The 17,975-nt window shown below is 70.3% G+C and carries 20 protein-coding genes; 10 read left to right on the top strand and 10 right to left on the bottom strand.

Translation table 11 applies throughout. From position 1 onward, the window contains the following. Positions 1 to 6: 6 nt before the first annotated feature. The gene (ggh, locus tag LTT61_RS17860) at positions 7 to 1,344 is read right to left on the bottom strand and encodes a glucosylglycerate hydrolase (RefSeq protein WP_233015222.1); all 1,338 of its coding nucleotides are present in this window, start codon (positions 1,342 to 1,344) and stop codon (positions 7 to 9) included. Between the two features lie 115 nt (positions 1,345 to 1,459). Between ggh and LTT61_RS17855 the strand changes: the two genes are divergently transcribed. Together LTT61_RS17855 and cutA are read left to right on the top strand one after the other, a co-directional pair. After that, on the top strand, positions 1,460 to 2,143 hold the full coding sequence (locus tag LTT61_RS17855; RefSeq protein ID WP_233015220.1) for an SDR family oxidoreductase: 684 nt from the start codon (positions 1,460 to 1,462) through the stop codon (positions 2,141 to 2,143). A gap of 10 nt (positions 2,144 to 2,153) precedes the next feature. Then, on the top strand, positions 2,154 to 2,495 hold the full coding sequence (gene cutA / locus LTT61_RS17850; protein WP_233015218.1) for a divalent-cation tolerance protein CutA: 342 nt from the start codon (positions 2,154 to 2,156) through the stop codon (positions 2,493 to 2,495). Between the two features lie 3 nt (positions 2,496 to 2,498). Here the strand turns inward: cutA and leuS are convergent, their stop codons facing one another. Then, entirely contained in the window at positions 2,499 to 5,333 is a 2,835-nt protein-coding gene (leuS, locus tag LTT61_RS17845; protein WP_233015216.1) for a leucine--tRNA ligase, read from the bottom strand. A gap of 163 nt (positions 5,334 to 5,496) precedes the next feature. Between leuS and LTT61_RS17840 the strand changes: the two genes are divergently transcribed. Further along, the gene (locus tag LTT61_RS17840; protein WP_233015214.1) at positions 5,497 to 5,898 is read left to right on the top strand and encodes an SdpI family protein; all 402 of its coding nucleotides are present in this window, start codon (positions 5,497 to 5,499) and stop codon (positions 5,896 to 5,898) included. Positions 5,899 to 5,901: 3 nt separating this feature from the next. On the opposite strand, the gene LTT61_RS17835 is transcribed toward LTT61_RS17840, so the two are convergent. Beyond that, positions 5,902 to 6,273 (bottom strand): hypothetical protein, encoded by a 372-nt coding sequence (locus LTT61_RS17835; RefSeq protein ID WP_233015212.1) that lies wholly within the window; start codon positions 6,271 to 6,273, stop codon positions 5,902 to 5,904. Between the two features lie 77 nt (positions 6,274 to 6,350). On the opposite strand from LTT61_RS17835, the gene LTT61_RS17830 reads away from it, so the two are divergent. From LTT61_RS17830 to LTT61_RS17820, 3 genes are read left to right on the top strand one after another with little or no spacing between them, the layout of a single operon-like run. Next, positions 6,351 to 7,262: a TIGR04222 domain-containing membrane protein gene (locus tag LTT61_RS17830; protein WP_233015210.1), complete on the top strand. Its 912-nt coding sequence runs from the start codon at positions 6,351 to 6,353 to the stop codon at positions 7,260 to 7,262. A gap of 3 nt (positions 7,263 to 7,265) precedes the next feature. Continuing rightward, positions 7,266 to 8,105 carry a DUF692 domain-containing protein gene (locus LTT61_RS17825; protein WP_233015208.1) on the top strand — a complete coding sequence of 280 codons (840 nt, stop codon included), beginning with the start codon at positions 7,266 to 7,268 and terminating at the stop codon, positions 8,103 to 8,105. Further along, positions 8,102 to 8,416 (top strand): hypothetical protein, encoded by a 315-nt coding sequence (locus LTT61_RS17820; RefSeq protein ID WP_233015206.1) that lies wholly within the window; start codon positions 8,102 to 8,104, stop codon positions 8,414 to 8,416. The genes LTT61_RS17825 and LTT61_RS17820 overlap by 4 nt, the downstream gene beginning before the upstream one ends. A 13-nt stretch (positions 8,417 to 8,429) precedes the next feature. Here LTT61_RS17820 and LTT61_RS17815 read toward each other — a convergent pair whose 3' ends face one another. The 4 genes from LTT61_RS17815 to LTT61_RS17800 are packed head-to-tail and all read right to left on the bottom strand — an operon-like array spanning position 8,430 to position 12,929. Further along, entirely contained in the window at positions 8,430 to 9,449 is a 1,020-nt protein-coding gene (locus LTT61_RS17815) for a pyridoxal phosphate-dependent aminotransferase (protein ID WP_233021060.1), read from the bottom strand. A gap of 8 nt (positions 9,450 to 9,457) precedes the next feature. Then, positions 9,458 to 10,471 (bottom strand): 3-oxoacyl-ACP synthase III family protein, encoded by a 1,014-nt coding sequence (locus tag LTT61_RS17810; protein ID WP_233015204.1) that lies wholly within the window; start codon positions 10,469 to 10,471, stop codon positions 9,458 to 9,460. Beyond that, on the bottom strand, positions 10,468 to 11,112 hold the full coding sequence (locus LTT61_RS17805) for an SRPBCC family protein (protein WP_233015202.1): 645 nt from the start codon (positions 11,110 to 11,112) through the stop codon (positions 10,468 to 10,470). The genes LTT61_RS17810 and LTT61_RS17805 overlap by 4 nt, the downstream gene beginning before the upstream one ends. Next, positions 11,109 to 12,929 (bottom strand): thiamine pyrophosphate-binding protein, encoded by a 1,821-nt coding sequence (locus LTT61_RS17800; protein ID WP_420094655.1) that lies wholly within the window; start codon positions 12,927 to 12,929, stop codon positions 11,109 to 11,111. Before LTT61_RS17800 ends, LTT61_RS17805 begins: the two co-directional genes overlap by 4 nt. A 138-nt stretch (positions 12,930 to 13,067) precedes the next feature. Here LTT61_RS17800 and LTT61_RS17795 point away from each other — a divergent pair, with 138 nt between their 5' ends. Both LTT61_RS17795 and LTT61_RS17790 read left to right on the top strand, forming a co-directional pair. Further along, positions 13,068 to 13,583 carry an EXLDI protein gene (locus LTT61_RS17795; RefSeq protein ID WP_233015198.1) on the top strand — a complete coding sequence of 172 codons (516 nt, stop codon included), beginning with the start codon at positions 13,068 to 13,070 and terminating at the stop codon, positions 13,581 to 13,583. 68 nt (positions 13,584 to 13,651) lie between these two features. Continuing rightward, complete coding sequence (locus tag LTT61_RS17790) at positions 13,652 to 13,912, top strand: hypothetical protein (RefSeq protein ID WP_233015196.1); 261 nt, start codon at positions 13,652 to 13,654, stop codon at positions 13,910 to 13,912. A 132-nt stretch (positions 13,913 to 14,044) separates the two neighbouring features. On the opposite strand, the gene LTT61_RS17785 is transcribed toward LTT61_RS17790, so the two are convergent. Then, positions 14,045 to 14,254 carry a hypothetical protein gene (locus tag LTT61_RS17785; RefSeq protein WP_233015193.1) on the bottom strand — a complete coding sequence of 70 codons (210 nt, stop codon included), beginning with the start codon at positions 14,252 to 14,254 and terminating at the stop codon, positions 14,045 to 14,047. A gap of 93 nt (positions 14,255 to 14,347) precedes the next feature. Between LTT61_RS17785 and LTT61_RS17780 the strand changes: the two genes are divergently transcribed. After that, positions 14,348 to 15,253 (top strand): helix-turn-helix domain-containing protein, encoded by a 906-nt coding sequence (locus LTT61_RS17780; protein ID WP_233015191.1) that lies wholly within the window; start codon positions 14,348 to 14,350, stop codon positions 15,251 to 15,253. Further along, positions 15,250 to 15,441, top strand: a complete 192-nt coding sequence (locus LTT61_RS17775; protein ID WP_233015189.1) for a DUF397 domain-containing protein — start codon at positions 15,250 to 15,252, stop codon at positions 15,439 to 15,441. The genes LTT61_RS17780 and LTT61_RS17775 overlap by 4 nt, the downstream gene beginning before the upstream one ends. A 123-nt stretch (positions 15,442 to 15,564) precedes the next feature. On the opposite strand, the gene LTT61_RS17770 is transcribed toward LTT61_RS17775, so the two are convergent. Then, positions 15,565 to 15,912, bottom strand: a complete 348-nt coding sequence (locus LTT61_RS17770; RefSeq protein WP_233015187.1) for a DUF3024 domain-containing protein — start codon at positions 15,910 to 15,912, stop codon at positions 15,565 to 15,567. Continuing rightward, on the bottom strand, positions 15,909 to 17,114 hold the full coding sequence (locus LTT61_RS17765) for an IS30 family transposase (RefSeq protein WP_233021059.1): 1,206 nt from the start codon (positions 17,112 to 17,114) through the stop codon (positions 15,909 to 15,911). Before LTT61_RS17765 ends, LTT61_RS17770 begins: the two co-directional genes overlap by 4 nt. Positions 17,115 to 17,975: the final 861 nt, after the last annotated feature.

Below are 17,975 nucleotides of genomic sequence, written 5' to 3'. Positions count from 1 at the left end.
CGGGCGTCAGCCCAGCCAGTCCAGCACCGACGCCGCGGTCCAGGACTGCTGCATACTGCCGAGCGGCGCCCCGGTGAACGGCTCGTAGTACTCCGCGAAACTCCCGTCGCCTGCCTGCCGCAACCCCTCCGCGCGCAGCGTGAGCGAGCGCTCCGCCCAGCCGCGGCGGGCGAAGACCCAGGAGAAGAGCCAGCTCATGACCGGCCAGACCGGGCCGCGCCAGTACTCGCGCGGCCGGAAGTCCTTGGCGACCGGCGAGGTCGATGGCGGGAGCCGATAGCGGAGGTCGGGGTGGCCGCAGAAGCGCGGCCCCTCGAAGAGCTTGAGCAGCGCGCGCTCGGTGTCGCGCGGCAGCCCGCCGCAGAGCAGCGGCGCGAAGACGGCCAGCGTCTCGGTGTCGATCCAGCGGCCGAGCCGGACGTCGTAGTCGCGGGCGGCGCCGCTGCGCGGGTCGGTGGTCGCTATCACGCCGCTGCGGAAATGCTCGGCCCAGCCGTGTAGCTCTTTGACGTCGGCGCGCGGCTGCTTGTACTCCTCGCCGATGTCGGCGAGCACGTCGCAGGCGAGCGCGAAGATCGCGGTGACGAAGACGTCCTCGACGGCGAAGCTCATGGTGGAGGCGAGCTGGTAGTCGTCGTAGCCGGAGCGGCGCATCTGCTCGACCAGCCAGAGGTAGCGGTCGTACTCGCGGTCCGACGGCCGCTGGGTGGGGTCGCTCACCACGAGCAGGTCCTCGCGGTGGTAGGCGGGGAGGTCGCCGGGGACGACGTTGGCGTAGGCGCGGTCCCAGCGCGGCGAGTTGTCCATCCCGGATTCCCAGCCGTGGTAGAGCGTGATCCGGCCGGTCTGCTTGGGGTCGCGGGCGTGCGCGAGCCAGCGGTGCCAGCGCACCAGGTCGCCCCAGCGCCGGTTCAGGAACTCGTCGGCGGCGGCCCTGGTGCTGCGGCCGTGCCTGCGCGAATGGTCGAGGATGCGCTGCAGCGCGATGGCGTGCACCGGCGGCTGGGTGATGCCGGAGGTGTCCGGGCCGTCCGGGGCGTTGGCGGCGAGTTTGCGGCACTCCCAGCGGGCCGGGCCGGGGAAGTAGCCGTCGACGCCGTTGGCGAAGACGATGTGCGGGATCATCCCGTTCTTCCATTGGGCGGAGAGCAGGGTGTCGAGTTCGATCACCGCCCGCTCGACGCTGAGCGGGGCGAGGCCGACCGCGACGAAGGCCGCGTCCCAGCTCCACATGTGCGGGTAGAGCCGGGGCGCCGCGCTGGTCATGGTGCCCAGGTCGTTGCCGCGCAGCAGGTAGGCGGCGCGGGCCGCGAGCTGGGTCGGCGTGAAACCGGGGTGCTGCATCTGTTCATTCTGCGGCGGTTCCAGTGGTTTCGCCTGTTCAGTACGGGGTGGTATGGACCACCCGGGGTATCGGGAGGCGCTCGGAGCTCGTGGAGCTGCCGCTACCGTTGGGCGCATGACCGCGAAACCCGTCGCCCTCGTCACCGGAGCCGCCCGCGGGCTCGGCGCCGCCATCGCCCGCGAGCTCGCGCCGACGCACCGGCTGCTGCTCGGCGCGCGGAGCCTGCCCGCGCTCACCGATGTGCTCGCGGAGCTCCCGGACGCCACCGGCTGGCCGGTCGAGCTCACCGACTACGCCGCCGTCGCCACCGCGACCGCACCCATCGAGCGGCTCGACGTGCTCGTGCACAACGCGGGCATCGCCGATATCGACACCGTCGCGAACTCCACCGTCGACCAGTGGCGGCGCACCCTCGAGGTCAACCTGATCGCGGTGGCCGAGCTCACCAGGCTGCTGCTTCCCGCCCTGCGGGCCGCGAACGGCCATGTGCTGCTGATCAATTCCGGCGCCGGGCTGCGCGCGCACCCGGGCTGGGCCTCCTACGCCGCCAGCAAGTTCGGGCTGCGCGCCCTGGGTGATTCGCTGCGCCAGGAGGAGCCGCTGCTCCGGGTGACCTCCATCCACCCCGGCCGGATCGACACCGAGATGCAGCGCGAGATCACCGCGGGTGAGGGCCGCGAGTACGACCCGGCCGAATTCCTCACCCCCGCGACGGTCGCGCGCACCGTGCGCACCGCCATCGAGACCCCGCGCGACGCGCACCCCACCGAGCTCGTCATCCGCCCGTACGGCCGCTGAGAGGAAACCCATGCCCGTCGATGAAGAACTGGTCAGCGTCAGCATCACCGCCGCGGACGCCGACTGGCTCGCCGGCTTCACCCGCCGCCTGCTCGCCGACCGCCTCGCGGCCTGCGGCAACCTGCAGCCCGCCGTCCGCAGCCTGTACCGCTGGGAGGGCGCGATCGCCGACGAGCCCGAGGCGCTCGTCACCCTGCACACCCGCCGCGCGCACGTGCAGGAGATCATCGTCCGCGCCGACGCCGAGCACCCCTACGACACCCCGCAGGTCGTCGCGGTGCCGGTGGCGGTCGTGCACCCCGGGTACCGCGACTGGGTGCTCGCCGAGACCGAGCCCGGCGTCGTCGAGTAGCGCCTACCGGACGATGTTCACCAGTCGCCCGGGGACGACGATGAGCTTGCGCGGCGCCGCCCCGTCGAGCAGGGCGGCGATCTTCTCGTCGGCGAGCGCGGCGGCCTCGATGGCGGCACTGTCGGCGTCGGCCGGGACCTGGATCCGGCTGCGCACCTTGCCGTTCACCTGGATCGGGTACTCCACCGACTCCTCGACCAGCAGCGCCGGGTCGGCGGCGGGGAAGGGGCCGGTGCTCAGGGAATCGGTGTGGCCGAGGCGTTCCCACAGTTCTTCCGCGATGTGCGGGGCCATGGGGGCCAGCATGAGCACCACCGGCTCGACCACCGCGCGCGGCGCGCCGTCCGGGTACGCCTTGGTGAGGTGGTTGGTGAGCTCGATGAGCTTCGCGCCCGCGGTGTTGTCCCGCATGGCGGCGTAGTCCTCGTCGACCCCGGCGATGGTGCGGTGCAGCACGCGCAGCGTCGCCGCGGTGGGCTCGGCGTCGGTGACCCGGACCGCGCCGGACTCCTCGTCCACCACCAGCCGCCAGACCCGCTGCAGGAAGCGGTGTGCGCCGACGACGTCCTTGGTCGCCCACGGGCGCGAGGTGTCGAGCGGGCCCATCGCCATCTCGTAGAAGCGGAAGGTGTCGGCGCCGTAGAGGTCGCACATCTCGTCCGGCGAGATGGCGTTCTTCAGCGACTTGCCGATCTTGCCGTACTCCTGGAACACCCGCTGCTCGTGCCAGAAGAACTGGCCGTCGCGCTCGGTCACCTCGGCCGCGGGCACGTACGCGCCGCGCTCGTCGGTGTAGGCGTGCGCCTGGATGTAGCCCTGGTTGAACAGCTTCCGGTACGGCTCACTGCCGGTGACCTCGCCCAGGTCGAAGAGGACCTTCTGCCAGAACCGCGCGTACAGCAGGTGCAGCACCGCGTGCTCGACACCGCCGACGTAGAGGTCGACGCCGCCCGGGTCGGCCGCGCCGCGCGGGCCGAGCCAGTACGCCTCGTTCTCCGGTGCGCAGAACGCCTCGGTGTTGGTCGGATCCGCGTAGCGCAGCTGGTACCAGGAGCTTCCGGCCCAGTTCGGCATGACGTTGGTGTCGCGGCGGTACTTCTCGAGACCGTCGCCCAGGTCCAGCTCGACCTCGACCCAGTCGGTGGCCTTGGCCAGCGGCGGCGACGGCTCGGAGCTCGCGTCGTCCGGGTCGAAGGTGACCGGCGCGAAATCCTCCAGCTCGGGGAGCCGGACCGGCAGCATGGATTCCGGCAGCGGGTGCGGCGCGCCGTCCTCGTCGTAGACGATGGGGAAGGGCTCGCCCCAGTACCGCTGCCTGGCGAAGAGCCAGTCGCGGAGCTTGTACTGGACGGTCCCGGTGCCCGCGCCGACCGTCTCCAGCCGGGCGATCGCGGTGGCTTTCGCCTCCTCGATCTCCAGCCCGTCCAGGAAGCCCGAGTTGACCAGCTTCCCCTCGCCGGTGTGCGCGGCGACGGTGACGTCGCCGCCCGCGATCACCTCGGCGATCGGCAGCTCGAGCGCGGTCGCGAAATCCCAGTCGCGCTGGTCGTGGCCGGGCACCGCCATGATGGCGCCGGTGCCGTAGCCGCTCAGCACGTAGTCGGCGACGAAGATCGGCACCGCCGCGTCGTTCACCGGGTTGATCGCGTAGGTGCCGAGGAAGACGCCGGTCTTCTCCCGGTTCTCCTGGCGCTCCAGCTCCGACTTGGCCGCGATTCCGGCGCGGTAGGCGGCGACCGCAGCGCGCGGGTTCGCGGCCCCGCCGTTGGTCCAGCGCTCCCGGGTGTCGGCGGGCCACTGCTCGGCGGTGAGCGCGTCGACCAGCTCGTGCTCCGGCGCCAGCACCACGTAGGTGGCGCCGAACAGGGTGTCCGGGCGGGTGGTGAAGACCTCGATGAACCCGGCCTCGGTGCCGAACTTCACCTGCGCGCCGCGGGATCGGCCGATCCAGTTGCGCTGCATGGTCTTCACGTTCTCCGGCCAGTCCAGGCCGTCCAGGTCGTCGACGAGCCGGTCGGAGTAGGCGGTGATCCGCATCATCCACTGCCACAGCCGCTTGCGGAACACCGGGAAGTTGCCGCGCTCGCTGCGGCCGTCCGCGGTGACCTCCTCGTTGGAGAGCACGGTGCCGAGCCCGGGGCACCAGTTCACGACCGAATCGGTCTGGTAGACCAGGCGATACGAGTCGAGCACGGCATTGCGTTCCGCGGGGGCCAGCTGGTTCCACGGCCGGCCGTCCGGGGTCGGGCGGGCCGCGTCGGCGAACTGCGCGACCAGGTCGGCGATCGGCCGCGCCCGGTTCGCCTCCGGGTCGTACCAGGCGTTGTAGATGCGCAGGAAGATCCACTGCGTCCAGCGGTAGTACTCGGGGTCGGTGGTGGCGAACGAGCGGCGCCGGTCGTGGCCGAGGCCGAGCCGGTCCAGCTGGCGCTGCATGATCGCGATATTCGACTCGGTGGTCACCCGCGGGTGCGTCCCGGTCTGCACCGCGAACTGCTCGGCGGGCAGGCCGAAGGCGTCGTAGCCGAGCGCGTGCAGCACATTGCGGCCGCGCATGCGGTGGTAGCGGGCGAAGACGTCGGTGGCGATGTAACCGAGCGGATGCCCGACGTGCAGCCCCGCGCCGGACGGGTAGGGGAACATGTCCTGCACGAACAGCTTGTCGGCCGGGGTCTCGCCGGCGAGCGGGCCGACCGGGTTCGGCGCGTGGAAGGTCCCGCGCTCGGTCCAGGTCTGCTGCCAGCGGCGCTCGATGCGCCCCGCGAGCTCGGCGCTGTACCGATGCCGCGGGCCGTCCTTCTCGGTGCCACCGCTCTCGGTCGCCCGCGTGTCATCCACCGCTCAGCCTTCCTTCTTGTTCGTCCGGAACCCGGTTATCAGGGTAGAACGTGGGCCCACTCATCTCGAACAAGATCCGATCGGCTGGATCTGCGCTGGTAGCGGGCGTCACACCTGACGATGCCGGCGCGGGTGCGCAGGGCCCGTGGGATAACCTACTCGGGTGTTCGTCGTCGCTCTCCTCCTGTTCGCCGCGGCCGCCGTCGCCGTCGCGACCGGCCTGCTCGGGCTGACCGGACGGCTGCCGCGCAACCGCTTCGTGGGCGTGCACACCGAGGCCGCGCTCACCGACGACACCACCTTCCGGCTCGCCAACCGCGTCGCCGCCCCCACCTCCGTCGCCGCCGGCTTCCTGCTCTTCGCCGGCGGTCTCGTCGCGCTCGCCGCGGGCGGGTTCGTCGCGCTGATCGTCGCCGCCGTGGTCGGGGTGGTCGCGGTGCTCACCCTCGGTGCGGGCGCCAACGCCGCCGAGCGGGTCGTCGCGCCGCTGGTCCCCGAGCCGGTCGGCGGATGCGGGAGCGCCTGCGGGGCGTGCTCGCTGCGCTCGGCCTGCGAGCCGGCCTGACGCTCAGTCCAGCGGGTCGACGTGCCGGGAGAGCGGGGCTCCCGGTGGGTTGCGGTAGAGCACCCAGATGGTGACCGGCTCCGAACCGGAGTTGCGGGCCACATGCGGGTACCGCGGGCCGCTGGGTTCGCGGAAGACGCGCCAGCGGGGGTAGCGGATGGGGGTGCGGCGGGCGTCGGGGTGGTCGAGGGTGCCGCGGGTGACGAGGACGAGCAGGGTGCCGTCGTGGTAGTGCCAGCCGCTGCTGCCGCCGGGGTCGATGACCGTCTGCCGGAGGACGAACTCGCGCCGGGCGAGGATGCGGCGGAACCATTCGCGGCTGGCGGTGCCGTGCGCGGGCGCGGGGTTGGGGCGCAGTCGGGGGGAATTCGCCATGGGTTCATGGAACCATCTGGCGCGCGGGCCCGCGGAGCTCGATAATCAGGCGAAACGCGGCGAATCGTGAGGTGGAGATGAGCGTGGTCGACACGGCGGCGGATACCTGGGGAATCTCAGGGCCGGACTTTCTCCTGCTGTACATCCCGGTCGCGATCGCGGCGGTGGTTGCGGCGATCTGGCTGCGCCGCGGGGTCACCCGGCGGGACGAGGTGAAACCGCGGCTGGAGAAGCCGGGGTCGGAGCTGACCGCGCCGGAGCTCGGCATGCTGATCGACGACAACCGGCCGGTGCTGGCGGCGCTCGCGCTGCTGCGCGCCGAGAACCTGATCGGTTCGGACGGCACGCCCGCCCGGGCCATCACGGCCGGTGATCGGAGCAGGCTGGATCCGTTCACCGTGGCGGTGTACGACCGGATCGCGGCCGGCACGCCGGTCAAGGTCGCGGTGCTGGCCGGGGCGGTGGGGCCGGATCTGAAGCTGCTGCGGGCCGGGCTGGTCGCGCGCGGGTACCTGCCGAGTCCCGGGTATCGGCGGGAGCTGCGGGACGCGGCGATGCCGGTGCTGATCGTCTGGCTGCTCGGGCTGGTGCGGTTCATCGCCGGGATCGTGAACGGGAACGGGGTCGGCTTCCTGTTCGCCCTGCTGATCATCCTCGCGTTCGTCGGATTCATGCTGACACGGGTGCCGCGGGTGACCGCGCTCGGCCGGGCGGCGACCACGCAGGCGGTGATCGCCAACGGGTACCTGCGGCCGCAGAACGCGCCGTCCTACGAGACGTACGGGTTGCACACCGCCGCGCTCGGTGCGGCGCTCTTCGGCGGCGCGGCGCTGCTCACCTTCGATGCCGGGCTGGCCAGCGCGGCGGAGCCGCCCGCGTCGTCGTCGGGCTGGGACAGCGGTGGCGGTGGCGGGGACGGCGGAAGTAGCGGCAGTAGCTGCGGTGGAGGGGGAGGGTGTGGCGGCGGTGGCGGCGGCTGCGGTGGGTGACCGGTGAAAGCCCTGCTGCCGGGGCGGGCACTGGGGATCGGGTGGCGGCCGGAGATCTGCGGCGTGGTCGCCGGGCTGCCGGGGCTCGGGTTCTGCGAGGTGATCGCGGAGACGGTGGCGCACGGGGTGCCGGACGAGCTCGCCGCGCTGCGTGACCGCGGCATTCCGGTGGTGCCGCACGGGGTCTCGCTCTCGCTCGGCGGTGCGGAGCCGGTCCTGCCGGAGCGGGTGGCGCACCTGGCCCGGAGCGCGCGGGAACTGAACGCGCCGCTGGTGAGCGAACACGTGTCGTTCGTTCGAGCGAACGGGCTGGAAGCGGGCCACCTGCTTCCGGTGCCGCGCACAAGGGCGGCACTCGACGCGCTCACGCGGAACATCGCGCGCACCACCGCCGAGCTGCCGGTTCCACTGGCGCTGGAGAACATCACCAGCCACTTCGACTGGCCCGAGGACGAATTCACCGAGTCGGAATTCCTGACCGAACTCGTCGAGCGGACCGGCGTCCACCTGCTGCTCGATATCGCCAACGTGTACGCCAACGCCCGCAACCGCGCCCGCGACCCGCGCACCGAACTGCACCGGCTGCCCGCCGAGCGGATCGCCTACTGCCACATCGCCGGCGGACACGAGCTGGACGGGCGCTACCACGACACGCACACCGCCGCGGTCCCGGCGGCGGTACTCGAGCTGGTCGGCGAGTTCGCCACCGACCGTGACGTCCCGCTCATGCTGGAGCGCGACGGAAATTACCCGCCCGCGGCCGAGTTGTTCGCCGAGCTGGACGCCATCGCCGACGTCACCGGCCGGACGCGGATCACCGGAGCTGTCGGAGCCCGGCGGTGAGCAGCGACCTCCCCGACCTCGCCACCCGCCAGGCGGAGCTGATCCGAGCCCTGGTCGCCGATGGCCCGCCCCCATCCGGCTTCGCCCCGGACGACCTCACCGCCACCGCCACCGCCCTGCTCCGCAAACGGGCGGGCCTGGTAGCCAAGCGCTACCCCCTGCTCGCCAAGCAGTGCGGCCCCGAATTCCCGGAGAAGTTCACCGCCTGGGCCCGCGGCCGCCCCTCCACCTCGGTGGCCGACGACGCCACGGCCTTCGCCGCGGCACACGGCCTCGCGCCCCGACCCGGCCGCCGCTGGTTCCGCCGCTGACCGAACGGCCCGATCACTGCGGAATCCGCATGGCGCGCAACACCGCCCGCCCCGCCTCCGGATCCCCGACCGCGATCCGCGCACTCCCGTCCGGGTAGCACCGCGCCTTGATCCCCCGCCGCCGCAGTGCGTTCGACGCACCCGGCCCCGGCAGGTAGAGGAAATTGGCGTGACTCTCCGGCACCTCGATCCCCATCGAGTACAGCGCCGCACGCAGCAGATCCCGCTCCTCGGTGATCCGCCGAACCCGCGCCCGCAACTCCTCGGTCGCGGCGTACGAAGCGGCGACGGCGGCCCCGGCAGCGGCCCCGAGCCCGAACGGAAGCTGCTGAGTCCGCACCCGCCGCGCCAGCTCGATATCCCCGACGGCGTAGCCGATTCGCAGCCCGGCCAGCCCGTACGCCTTCGAAAAGGTACGCAGGACCAGCAGGTTCCGATACTTGGCGATGAGGTGGTGCAGGTCGGGCCGGTCAGCCTGTTCCAGGAACTCGATGTACGCCTCGTCGAGCAGCACCGTGACCCGGGCCGGAACCCGGGCCAGCAGCGCGTCCAACTCGGCAAGCGGAAGCACGGTCCCGGTGGGGTTGTGCGGCCTGCACACCACGAGCAACCGGGTGTGCCGGTCGATCGCCCGACGCAGCGCCCGGACATCCTGCCCGCCACGGGCATCCAGGGGCACCGGCACCGCCCGCACCCCCGCCATCCCGGCCATGATCGGGTACCCGTCGAACGTGGGCGCGGCGAACACCATGCTCCGCCCCGGCTCCACCACCGCCCGCAGCACCTGCATGGCGACGCCGGTCGCCCCGGCCCCGACCACCACCTGGTCGGGATGCACCCGCAACTCCCTGGCGATCAGCGCGGGCAACTTCTCCGGCAGGAACTCCGGATAGCGGTTCGCCGCGGCCAGCTCGCGGTGCACCGCCTCGAGCACCGCGGGCAGCGGCGGGAACGGGTTCTCGCTCAGGCTCAGGTCGAAGCGGCGGAGCTTGCTCGAGGTGCCGTCCCGCGGCGTGGTGTCACCGGGGTGGATCCGGACGCTCACCGCGCCGCGCCCCAGCGGACGGCGGCCGCGGCCGCGAAGTCGCCCGCGTGCGCGAAGGCGGAGAGCAGCACCGTCGAGCCGTTGCGCAGCCTGCCAGCCCGGTTCTCCTGGTCCAGCGTCACCGGGATGCCCGCGGCGAAGAGGTTGCCGCAGCGGTCGAAGGTGTCCGGGTGCCGCTCGGCGGGGAGCTCCAGCGCGTCGTGCCAGTTGCGCAGGAAGAGGCGGTTCGGCTGGTTGGTGACCAGGGTGTCGACCTCGCTGCTCTTGGTGCCGATCCGGTCGCAGACCGCGAACGCCACCTCCGGCACCAGCCGGTTGCCGCGGGCGAGCACCGCGGCCACCTTGGATTCGGAGAAGCGCACGCACGCCTGCCCGTCACCGGGCTCCCAATAGCGGCGCTCGCTGCCGGTGGAGAACGCCATGTCACCCGCGAACTCCGGGTAGGTGCGGCACTCCGTGTCCAGGATCGGCGCGCTGTCGTCCATGACGAGCAGCCCGACCCCGCAGCCGTCGCCGGGCACCGGCGCCTGCGGCATGCCGCGGATCTCGGACTGGGTGAAGACCGGCCCCGCGCAGTTCTGCGCCGCCGCGACCAACGCGGTCCGGCCGCCGCTCGCCCGCAGCAGGTTCGCGGCCAGCGCCATCATGTGGATGAACGCCGCGCAGCCGCCGTTGTGCACGTCGAGCACGTGCTCCGGGCGGGCATTCAGCCTGCGGGCGACCTCGGGGCCGCTGCCGAGCACCGGGTTGTCCGGCAACTGGACGTGGGTGAGCAGCACGTCGATATTGCTGATCAGGTCGCGGCCGTGCCGCTCGATGAGCGGGGCGGTGGCGCGCTCGATCATGTCGACCGCGGTCTCGCCGGGCGCGATGTGGTGCCGGGCGGCGGGCGCGCGGAACATGACGTTGCGCGCCTGCCGCTCCGACCGCGAGTACTGCGTGAAGTACTCGGTGCCGACCGGGTCGCCGGGCAGGTAGGAGGCGACGTCGACCAGGCTCACGGTGCTCATCGCATCCACTCCGGGGTCAGCGGGAGGTTGTTGGCGTAGCGGTATTCGCAGATGGCCTTGAGGTTGTCCAGCTCGAGCTGGTGGCCGGGGCCGAAGAGCGGCCAGAAGTCGCCGACCCAGCCCTCGCGCTCCTTCGGGCCCTTCTCCGGGAACGGGTTCTTCTCGTAGAAGGGGTGGTGACAGTTGGTCCAGAGCACCACCGAGCCGGGGCGGTCGAAGACCACCTGGGCGTCGACGACCCGCATCAGGTAGATCATCCAGAGGTGTTCGCCCTGGTCCCAGGCGCAGTGGTAGTCGACGGTCATGGAATCCGGGTACGCGACGGTGCGGGCGTAGATCTCGGTGTCCTCGGCCAGCCTGTCCCACGCCTGCCACAGGCCGGGCTCCTCGGTCTCGGCGAAGCCGCGCAGGCTGTAGGTCCACTCGGCCAGCGACTGGGTGTGCGCGAGGTACTCGTACACCTCGCGCGGCGGGGCGTCGATCACGATGTGCACCGGGCAGAAGGTGCCGAACACCTCGTCGTGCGGGTACACCGAGCGCAAGTTATCGAGGATCACGGGTAGCGTCGCGTCCCGGTCCGAGTTCTCGACGCGCAGGACGCCGGGGATCACGGGGATGGGGATGTCGCTGAGAGCGGTCACGGGGTACTCCTGGAGGGGTTGGCGGAGAGGAAGGGCAGGAACGGGGGGATCTCGTCGGGATCGCAGGTCACGGCGACGAACGAGGGGCCGGGGGTATCGAACGCCGCAGGTAGCGCGGTGCTCAGGTCGTCGGTCGTGCGCACCGACCAGGCGGGCAGGCCCGGGAACATGGCGGCCATGCCGTCGCCGAGTTCGGCCGGGCGGAAGCGGTTGAAGCTGTAGCGGTCGCCGTAGTAGAGCTGCTCGCGGGTCAGGCACATGCCGTGCGCGCTGTTGTCGAAGACGATCACGGTGAGGGGTAGGTCGAGCTGGACGGCGGTGTGGAACTCCATGCCGTGCATGTAGAAGGAGCCGTCGCCGGCGATCACGACTGTTCGCCTGCCGCGGGCCAGGCAGGCGCCGATGGCCGCGCCGAAGGCGTAGCCCATGCCGCCCATGCCGAGGGCGACCACGAACCGGCCGTCCTCGGGTACGCGCAGGTGGTGGACGACGGCGGCGCCGGTGTTGCCCGCGTCGGCGAAGACGTCGCTCCCCGGCGGCAGTGTGGCGGTGATGGCGTCGACCACCGCGCGGTAGCGCAGGCCGGGGCCGGTGGATTCCGGGACCGGCAAGCGGGTCGGAGCGTCGTCGTGCGGGGCGGTGGGCACGGTCCAGGCCGTCGGCTCGCCCGTGCCGATGCGGCCGGGGGTTCGGTCCGCGGCCGGTTCGGGCGTTTGGAAGACCAGGTTCGACGCCCTCCCGGTCAACGGCGCACGAACGGCCGCGGCGCACAGCTCGGGCTCCAGCGCGTCGGCAAGGACGGCGAGGGTATGCCGCAGGTCCGAGCTGTGCGCGTGCAGCGCACGCGGATGCGGCTCACTGTGCCCCACCGACAGCACCGGAACACCGTCGAGATCGAGCCCGGTCCGCGCCGGCCCTGGCAGCGTGCTGCCGACCAGCAGACACACGCTCGCCGCCGCGACAGCGGCGGGCAGCTCCGGATGCCCCATGGTCCCCGCGACCCCGCGAAAACCAGGCGCACCCTGGTCATAGACATCCTTGGCATCCGGCGCGACCCCGACCGCCGCACCGAGCACCCCGGCCAGCCGAGCCAGCTCCTCCCTGGCATCGTCCATCCCGACCTGCGCCCCGGCCAGCACAACAACGCCTCCGGCCGCGCGCGCCGCGGCGAGCAGCGACCGCACCTCGGCCAGCCGCCCCACATCGTGCCGGGGAACAGCGGCAGGCGGCACCCACTCCGGAAGCGCGATCCGCTCCTGCTGAATGTCCTTGGGCAGCAACAGCGCCGCAGGCAGTCCGCGTTGCAACGCCAGTGCGACGCCATCAAGATGCCCGGGCAGCTCGGCGGCGCCCCGAACTCGAGCGCAGTACCCGGTGATGGTCGTGAAGAGCGCCTCGGCGTCGATGGTGCCCGCCAGTCCGCTGGTGTCCTGGAAGGCGCCGTTCCCCTCCCCGGCCCGCGGCGGCTGCCCGACCAGGGCAAGCACCGGCACCCGCGAGGTGAACGATTCCGCGAGGCCCGGAACGAGATTCATCGCCCCGCCACCGGAAGTCGCCGCGACCACGCCGATTCCGGCCGAGGCCCGCGCGTACCCGTCGGCCATGGTGGCGGCGGAGAACTCGTGCTTGGCGACAACGGCGCGCACCGCACCCCCCGAGGCGAACACGGCGTCGTAGATATCCTCGATATTGGCGCCGTCAACGCCGAAGAGCTGCCGCGCTCCGAGCGCGGCGACAGCGCGGACCAGGTGATCAGCCACTCGATCGGACACGGTTCCACCTCCTCCGCGGGCCGAATTGCAAGCCCACCTAGTCATCGCGGGGAATCCGCCCGGCGTTCACAGCCGCGGCCGACCGCCCCTCGGGAGATGACACGGGGCCCGGCCGCCGCCGGTTCACCCGGCGCCCGGAAACCCAGGGTTGTATCTACATATACATCTACGTATAGTCGAGCCATGCCCAACAAGACGATCTACGTAGCGGACACCGACCTCCCGCTCTTCCAGCGGGCGCAGGAGCTGGTCGGCGGCAACCTCTCCGGTGCCGTCACCACCGCCCTCCGTCGCTTCATCGAACTGGAGGAGGGGCGGCTCGAGGGCTTCGAGGAGATCGTGCTCCGGGTCGGGCACAACGGCGCGCGGCAGGTCCGGTTCTCCGGCGTGCTGCTCGGTGAGCTGAACGACATGGACGACGAGCGGGCGCTGCACGTGCGGGTATACCGCAGCCGCAAGGGCAAATTCGTCGCGCATACCCGCTACAGCGATTGGAACGAATACCCCTCCGACACCGGCTCGCTGCGGGATTGGAAGAGCTGGCGCCGCATGCTCGGCATCGGCGAACTGGACTGGGGTGATTTCCGGCTGGAGATCGTCGACGACCACCCCGAGTTGAAGGGCAAGATCCCGGACAAGCTCTACGAGCGCATCGTGGATATCGCCGGGCATCCCCAGGTGGAGGATCTCGACATCTGACTCGGCACAACCGAGACCCGCCCCCGGGGGGTGGCGTGTCCAAAACATGCATACATTCGTATCTATTGATGAAGCCCCGAGCCGAGGGCAAATGGCTCGCAGACGAACTGCTCACCCGCTTCGACCTGGTCGAGGCGGCCGGCCGCGCCATGGGCACCGAGATCGGCAACTCCTGGATCATCGCCCTCGCCTGGTGCGTCGGCATCGGGATCGCCGGCTTCCTCTGGTCCCGCTCGATCTTCGCCCGCCGCGGGCGTGATCTCTCGGCTACGTCCAGTCAGCGGAACTCCCCGCCGGCTGGGCGTTGTCGCGTCGCCAGACGGCGATGAACAGTGCGCGGAACCGCTGCACCTGGTTCCACAGCTCGCCGTGCTCCGGCCTGCCCATTGCGACCCAGAGCCGCTGGACTGCCTGGTACCGCTCGCGGGCATCGTCCAACAAGGGGTCATCTATATCGGCGGTCACCTGATCGACTCCACGCGATCATCAGGATCGATCGAGGAGATCGCGCGCTCCATATCGGTCAGCGTGCCCTCGTCAAGAATTTCATCCCGTAGGTTCCGAAGTTCGAAGCCCCACGGCGGGGACTTCCGATTGCGGACCTCAAGCCCCCGTGCCGCGGCTCGGGCCCGCGCGGCCTGCAAACGGGCATCATGCATGCTCTCGCTCATTGCTCCACCACACCATTGAGATCCTGTTTCCGTAATCCCCGACGAAGAACCCCGCAGCAGGTAACTTGTTGCCGCAGAACGGGAACCGATCTCTTGGGCCAGGAAACCCAGTACGGACTCGCGGGGGTAGCGGTGGGGGACAGTGGGTCGACACTCGCAAGTCGGCGGCTCGCCGCGTATTTGCGCGACGCGCGGCAGGCCGTCAAGTTGACGATCGCGCAAGCGGCGATCGAGGCCGATATCAGCACGTCGGTACTACAGCGGCTCGAAACAGCGGAGAAGACGAGATTGAAGGCGCGCGATCTGGACGCCCTCTGCCGGGTCTACGAGATGCCGGATGACCAGATCAAGGCAATGATCGGCCTACTGCTCAAGGCCGGTGAGAAGAGCTGGTGGCACGCCTATGGCGACGTGATTCCGGCGAATTTCGACGTCTATATCGGCCTGGAGGCCGAAGCTTTTCGGATGGCGGTGTACCAGCCGTCCATCGTGCCGGGACTGCTGCAGATACCCGAGTACGCGCTCACTTTGATCGAGAACACCTTCCCGGAGTGGCCGGGCGACGAGCGGCAGCGGCTGCTCGCGTTGCGCATGGAGCGGCAAGTGCGAATTACCCGGCGGCACCGCCCGCTCGATCTGCTGGTAATCCTGAACGAGGCGGTGCTCCGATGCCGGGTCGGGGACGACGCCGTGATGGCTGCGCAGCTCCGGCACCTCGCGGAAGTAGGAAAGAGACCCAATGTCTCGGTTTGCGTACTGCCCTTCGCCGCAGGCATTCCGATGGGTAGCCCGATCGGCCACTACGCGATGCTGGAATTCGAGGACCCGGCGTCGCCGCCGGCCATTCACCTGGAATCGCTCACTGGAAGCATGTATCTGGAGAAGCCAGGCGAAGTGGCCCAGTACGTGGATGTCACACGTCGCCTGCAACGGCATACGCTGGGTGAGGACGCGAGCAGAAGCCTGCTCCGGAAGATGGTCAAGGAGTTCGAGCAGTGAGTGAACCCCGCTGGTTCAAGTCGAGTTACAGCGCTGATCAGGGGAACTGCGTGGAGGTTGCGTACCTGCCCGACGGGCAGTTGGGTGTCCGGGACTCCAAGAATCCGGGTGTCGCGGCTCTGACGTTCTCAAGGCCGTCCTGGGTAGCCTTCGTAGCCGGCATGTCGGCCGGAGAGTTCCAGGCGTAGCCCTACGACCGACGAGCACTCTGCGACCACGCAGTCGGACAGTGGCCGCTGTGCATTTGCCGAAGGCAAGCTCGAACTTGGTCTCAACCGGTCAGTGCATCGTCAGGGTAGTTGTCGGCTGGGTCAGCCCCAGAAGATGGGGTCGGCTCGCTGGTCGAGGTAGTCGAGCAGGTCCTGGACGTGCGGGCTGGGCGCAAGTGGCTGGTACCGGTGGAACTTCATGTGCCGGTCACGCCAGTACAAAGTCCAGAGCCCGGTGGCCTTGGTGTGGTGCAGGCGCGCGATGGGGAATCGGGTCCACTCGGGGCCGAGGTCGTCTTCCCAGGGCGGTCGGCACTCGCAGATCGTCAGATGCCGGGGCGCGATGTCGCACTCGACGCGGATCTCACCGCGCAGCTGCTCGGGTACCTGGCTTGCGCACCATCGCTGCACTCGAACCACGTCGAGGTCGGGTAGTCCACGGGCGCTCATGATGTCCGATGATCGCAAGCCGACCGGGCCACCGGTGCCGCCGGCCGCTGCTGCAGGTATCCGGTGTCGAAGACCTCGGCCGGGGCGGCCCAATCGAGCACGAGCCGGGGACGATGGTTGAGCTTCGCGGCCATCGCGTCGAGCTCGTGCTGGGACAACGTCGATAGATCGGCGTTCTTGCGCGGGTACTGACGCAGCAGCCGGTTCGTGTTCTCGTTCGTGCCGCGCTGCCAGGGATGGTGGGGATCGCAGAAATACACCGGCATCGACAACGCGGCGGTGACGGCGGCGTGAGCCGCCATCTCCCTACCCCGATCCCAGGTCAGAGACCTGCACAACGACACTGGCAACCTACCCAGGTGATCGATCAACGCTGCCGCGACCGCCTCGGCCCGGTACCCGTCGGGCAGTGCCACGACCATCGTGTAGCGGGTCGCGCGGTCGACCAGCGTCGCCACCGCCGAGGGCCGTGTCCCGAACACCAGATCTCCCTCCCAGTGCCCGGCCACCGCGCGGGTGTCGGCCTCGGCAGGGCGGTCGTGGATCGAGACCATGTTCCTGATCCGGCCACGCCCGTGTGACCCGGTCTTGCGGCGCGGCCGCCGACACGGGCGCTCGTTGCGCAGTCGGTGAAACATGCTGCTGTCGAGTGACTTCCGTGACGGCGTGTACAGGTCCCGGTAGATCGACTCATGCGAGACCCACCGCCGGGCCCCACCGGGGTGGCAGCGGCGCAGCCACCACGCGATCTGCTGCGGCGACCAGTCCTGGCCCAGCTTCGCCGCGACCACCTCACGCAACAACGCATCGGTGGCGAGCTTGCTCAGCTTCGGGTGCCGCGCCCGCTCGAACGCCGCCGAGTCGGCCACCACCGCTCGATAGGCCTCTCTGCCGCCGTTGCGGGCGATCTCCCGTGACACCGTCGAGGCCGTCCTACCAACGCGTTGCGCGATCACCCGGGCCGACCAGCCCGCGGCGATCCCTCGCGAGATCTCCTCCCGCTCGACGAGTGACAGATGTCCGGCCCGGCGGCGGCGAGGCACCGGGCGGATCCCACCACTGGCCCGCAGCAATCGTGCGACCCGCGGGCGAGTACTCCCGACCTCGCCGGCGATCAGCCCGAGTGACTCCCCGCCACGCCAGCCGTCCCAGATCCGCTCCTGCTGCTCCCCGCTGAACCGACCGACCACTCCGCCCACCATCGCCTCCACGACCAGACATCATTCACCTGCAGTGATGCGGTGACCGGTTGAGACCAAGTTCGTTTTACGAACAGTCGGCGATCCAGTAGCACCAGTTGGTATCGAAGGGTTGCTCAGGTCGGCTGGTGCTCGACCGGAGGTCGACTCGTCGGCTGTAGTGGCTAGGCCGCGCCGGCTCGGGTGGAGCCGTTCGCCGGTGTCGGAATGTTCCCGATGCTCCGAGGTGCCGACCGACGCGGTGCCTCTCGGTCGGGGCGCCCGCGCTTGGCTGCTGCTGCAGCGGTCGCTTCGGCAGCCGGGGGAAGGTGGAGGTCCTTGGTGCAGGACCAGGCATTGAAAGCTTCATTTTTGCAGGCATTGGTCCCGCACCTAGGGGGGTTGACGTAAGTCCATTTGCAGTTGCAGATGCAATATCGTTCACCCTGATCGTGGGCTGATCCCGGCTTTCTAGGCGTTCGTCCCTGCATCGAATCGGCAGTTCAAGGGCCTTTCGGAGGGTCGTTCCGACCATGCATGGGGCGACACTCGCTACGCCGGTGGGGTTCGTGGTGCGGCTGGTGCCCCTCGAATGAGGGGCATAGCGGGGAGCGGGAGACGGGCGCATGCTGTTGCTGCCAATCGTCCTCGGCTGCGGTTGACTGCTCGGGGCAGGACAGGAGCCGGCACAGCAGGCTTCGGCCTGGCAAGGGGGATTGAAGTGTCACTACCCATCGATCGATAATCGCGGTGCTGCGCGGACTGCTCTTCCGCGCTTGACCCAGTCTTCCGAGGCTCCGACCCAGGTCTCATCCCTGGCTGGAGGCCTTCGGACGCTCGCCGGGTGCTCTTCCCGAAGGGCCGGCGCCCGGGCGCTATCCGCTG

This window comes from Nocardia asteroides, assembly GCF_021183625.1.
GTDB classification, from domain to species: Bacteria; Actinomycetota; Actinomycetes; order Mycobacteriales; family Mycobacteriaceae; genus Nocardia; species Nocardia asteroides_A.
The sequence above is the reverse complement of the archived record's forward strand: the minus strand, read 5'-3'. Positions and strand labels throughout refer to the sequence as shown.

Bases quoted from the DNA above. Each gene is read 5' to 3' on its own strand.
- LTT61_RS17765 (WP_233021059.1), bottom strand. From the start codon at position 17,114: ATGGTGGGCGGAGTGGTCGGTCGGTTCAGCGGGGAGCAGCAGGAGCGG.
- LTT61_RS17835 (WP_233015212.1), bottom strand. From the start codon at position 6,273: ATGGCGAATTCCCCCCGACTGCGCCCCAACCCCGCGCCCGCGCACGGC.
- LTT61_RS17830 (WP_233015210.1), top strand. From the start codon at position 6,351: ATGAGCGTGGTCGACACGGCGGCGGATACCTGGGGAATCTCAGGGCCG.
- LTT61_RS17855 (WP_233015220.1), top strand. From the start codon at position 1,460: ATGACCGCGAAACCCGTCGCCCTCGTCACCGGAGCCGCCCGCGGGCTC.
- LTT61_RS17790 (WP_233015196.1), top strand. From the start codon at position 13,652: ATGAAGCCCCGAGCCGAGGGCAAATGGCTCGCAGACGAACTGCTCACC.
- LTT61_RS17800 (WP_420094655.1), bottom strand. From the start codon at position 12,929: ATGACTAGGTGGGCTTGCAATTCGGCCCGCGGAGGAGGTGGAACCGTG.
- LTT61_RS17770 (WP_233015187.1), bottom strand. From the start codon at position 15,912: ATGAGCGCCCGTGGACTACCCGACCTCGACGTGGTTCGAGTGCAGCGA.
- ggh (WP_233015222.1), bottom strand. From the start codon at position 1,344: ATGCAGCACCCCGGTTTCACGCCGACCCAGCTCGCGGCCCGCGCCGCC.
- LTT61_RS17810 (WP_233015204.1), bottom strand. From the start codon at position 10,471: ATGAGCACCGTGAGCCTGGTCGACGTCGCCTCCTACCTGCCCGGCGAC.
- LTT61_RS17785 (WP_233015193.1), bottom strand. From the start codon at position 14,254: ATGAGCGAGAGCATGCATGATGCCCGTTTGCAGGCCGCGCGGGCCCGA.
- LTT61_RS17795 (WP_233015198.1), top strand. From the start codon at position 13,068: ATGCCCAACAAGACGATCTACGTAGCGGACACCGACCTCCCGCTCTTC.
- cutA (WP_233015218.1), top strand. From the start codon at position 2,154: ATGCCCGTCGATGAAGAACTGGTCAGCGTCAGCATCACCGCCGCGGAC.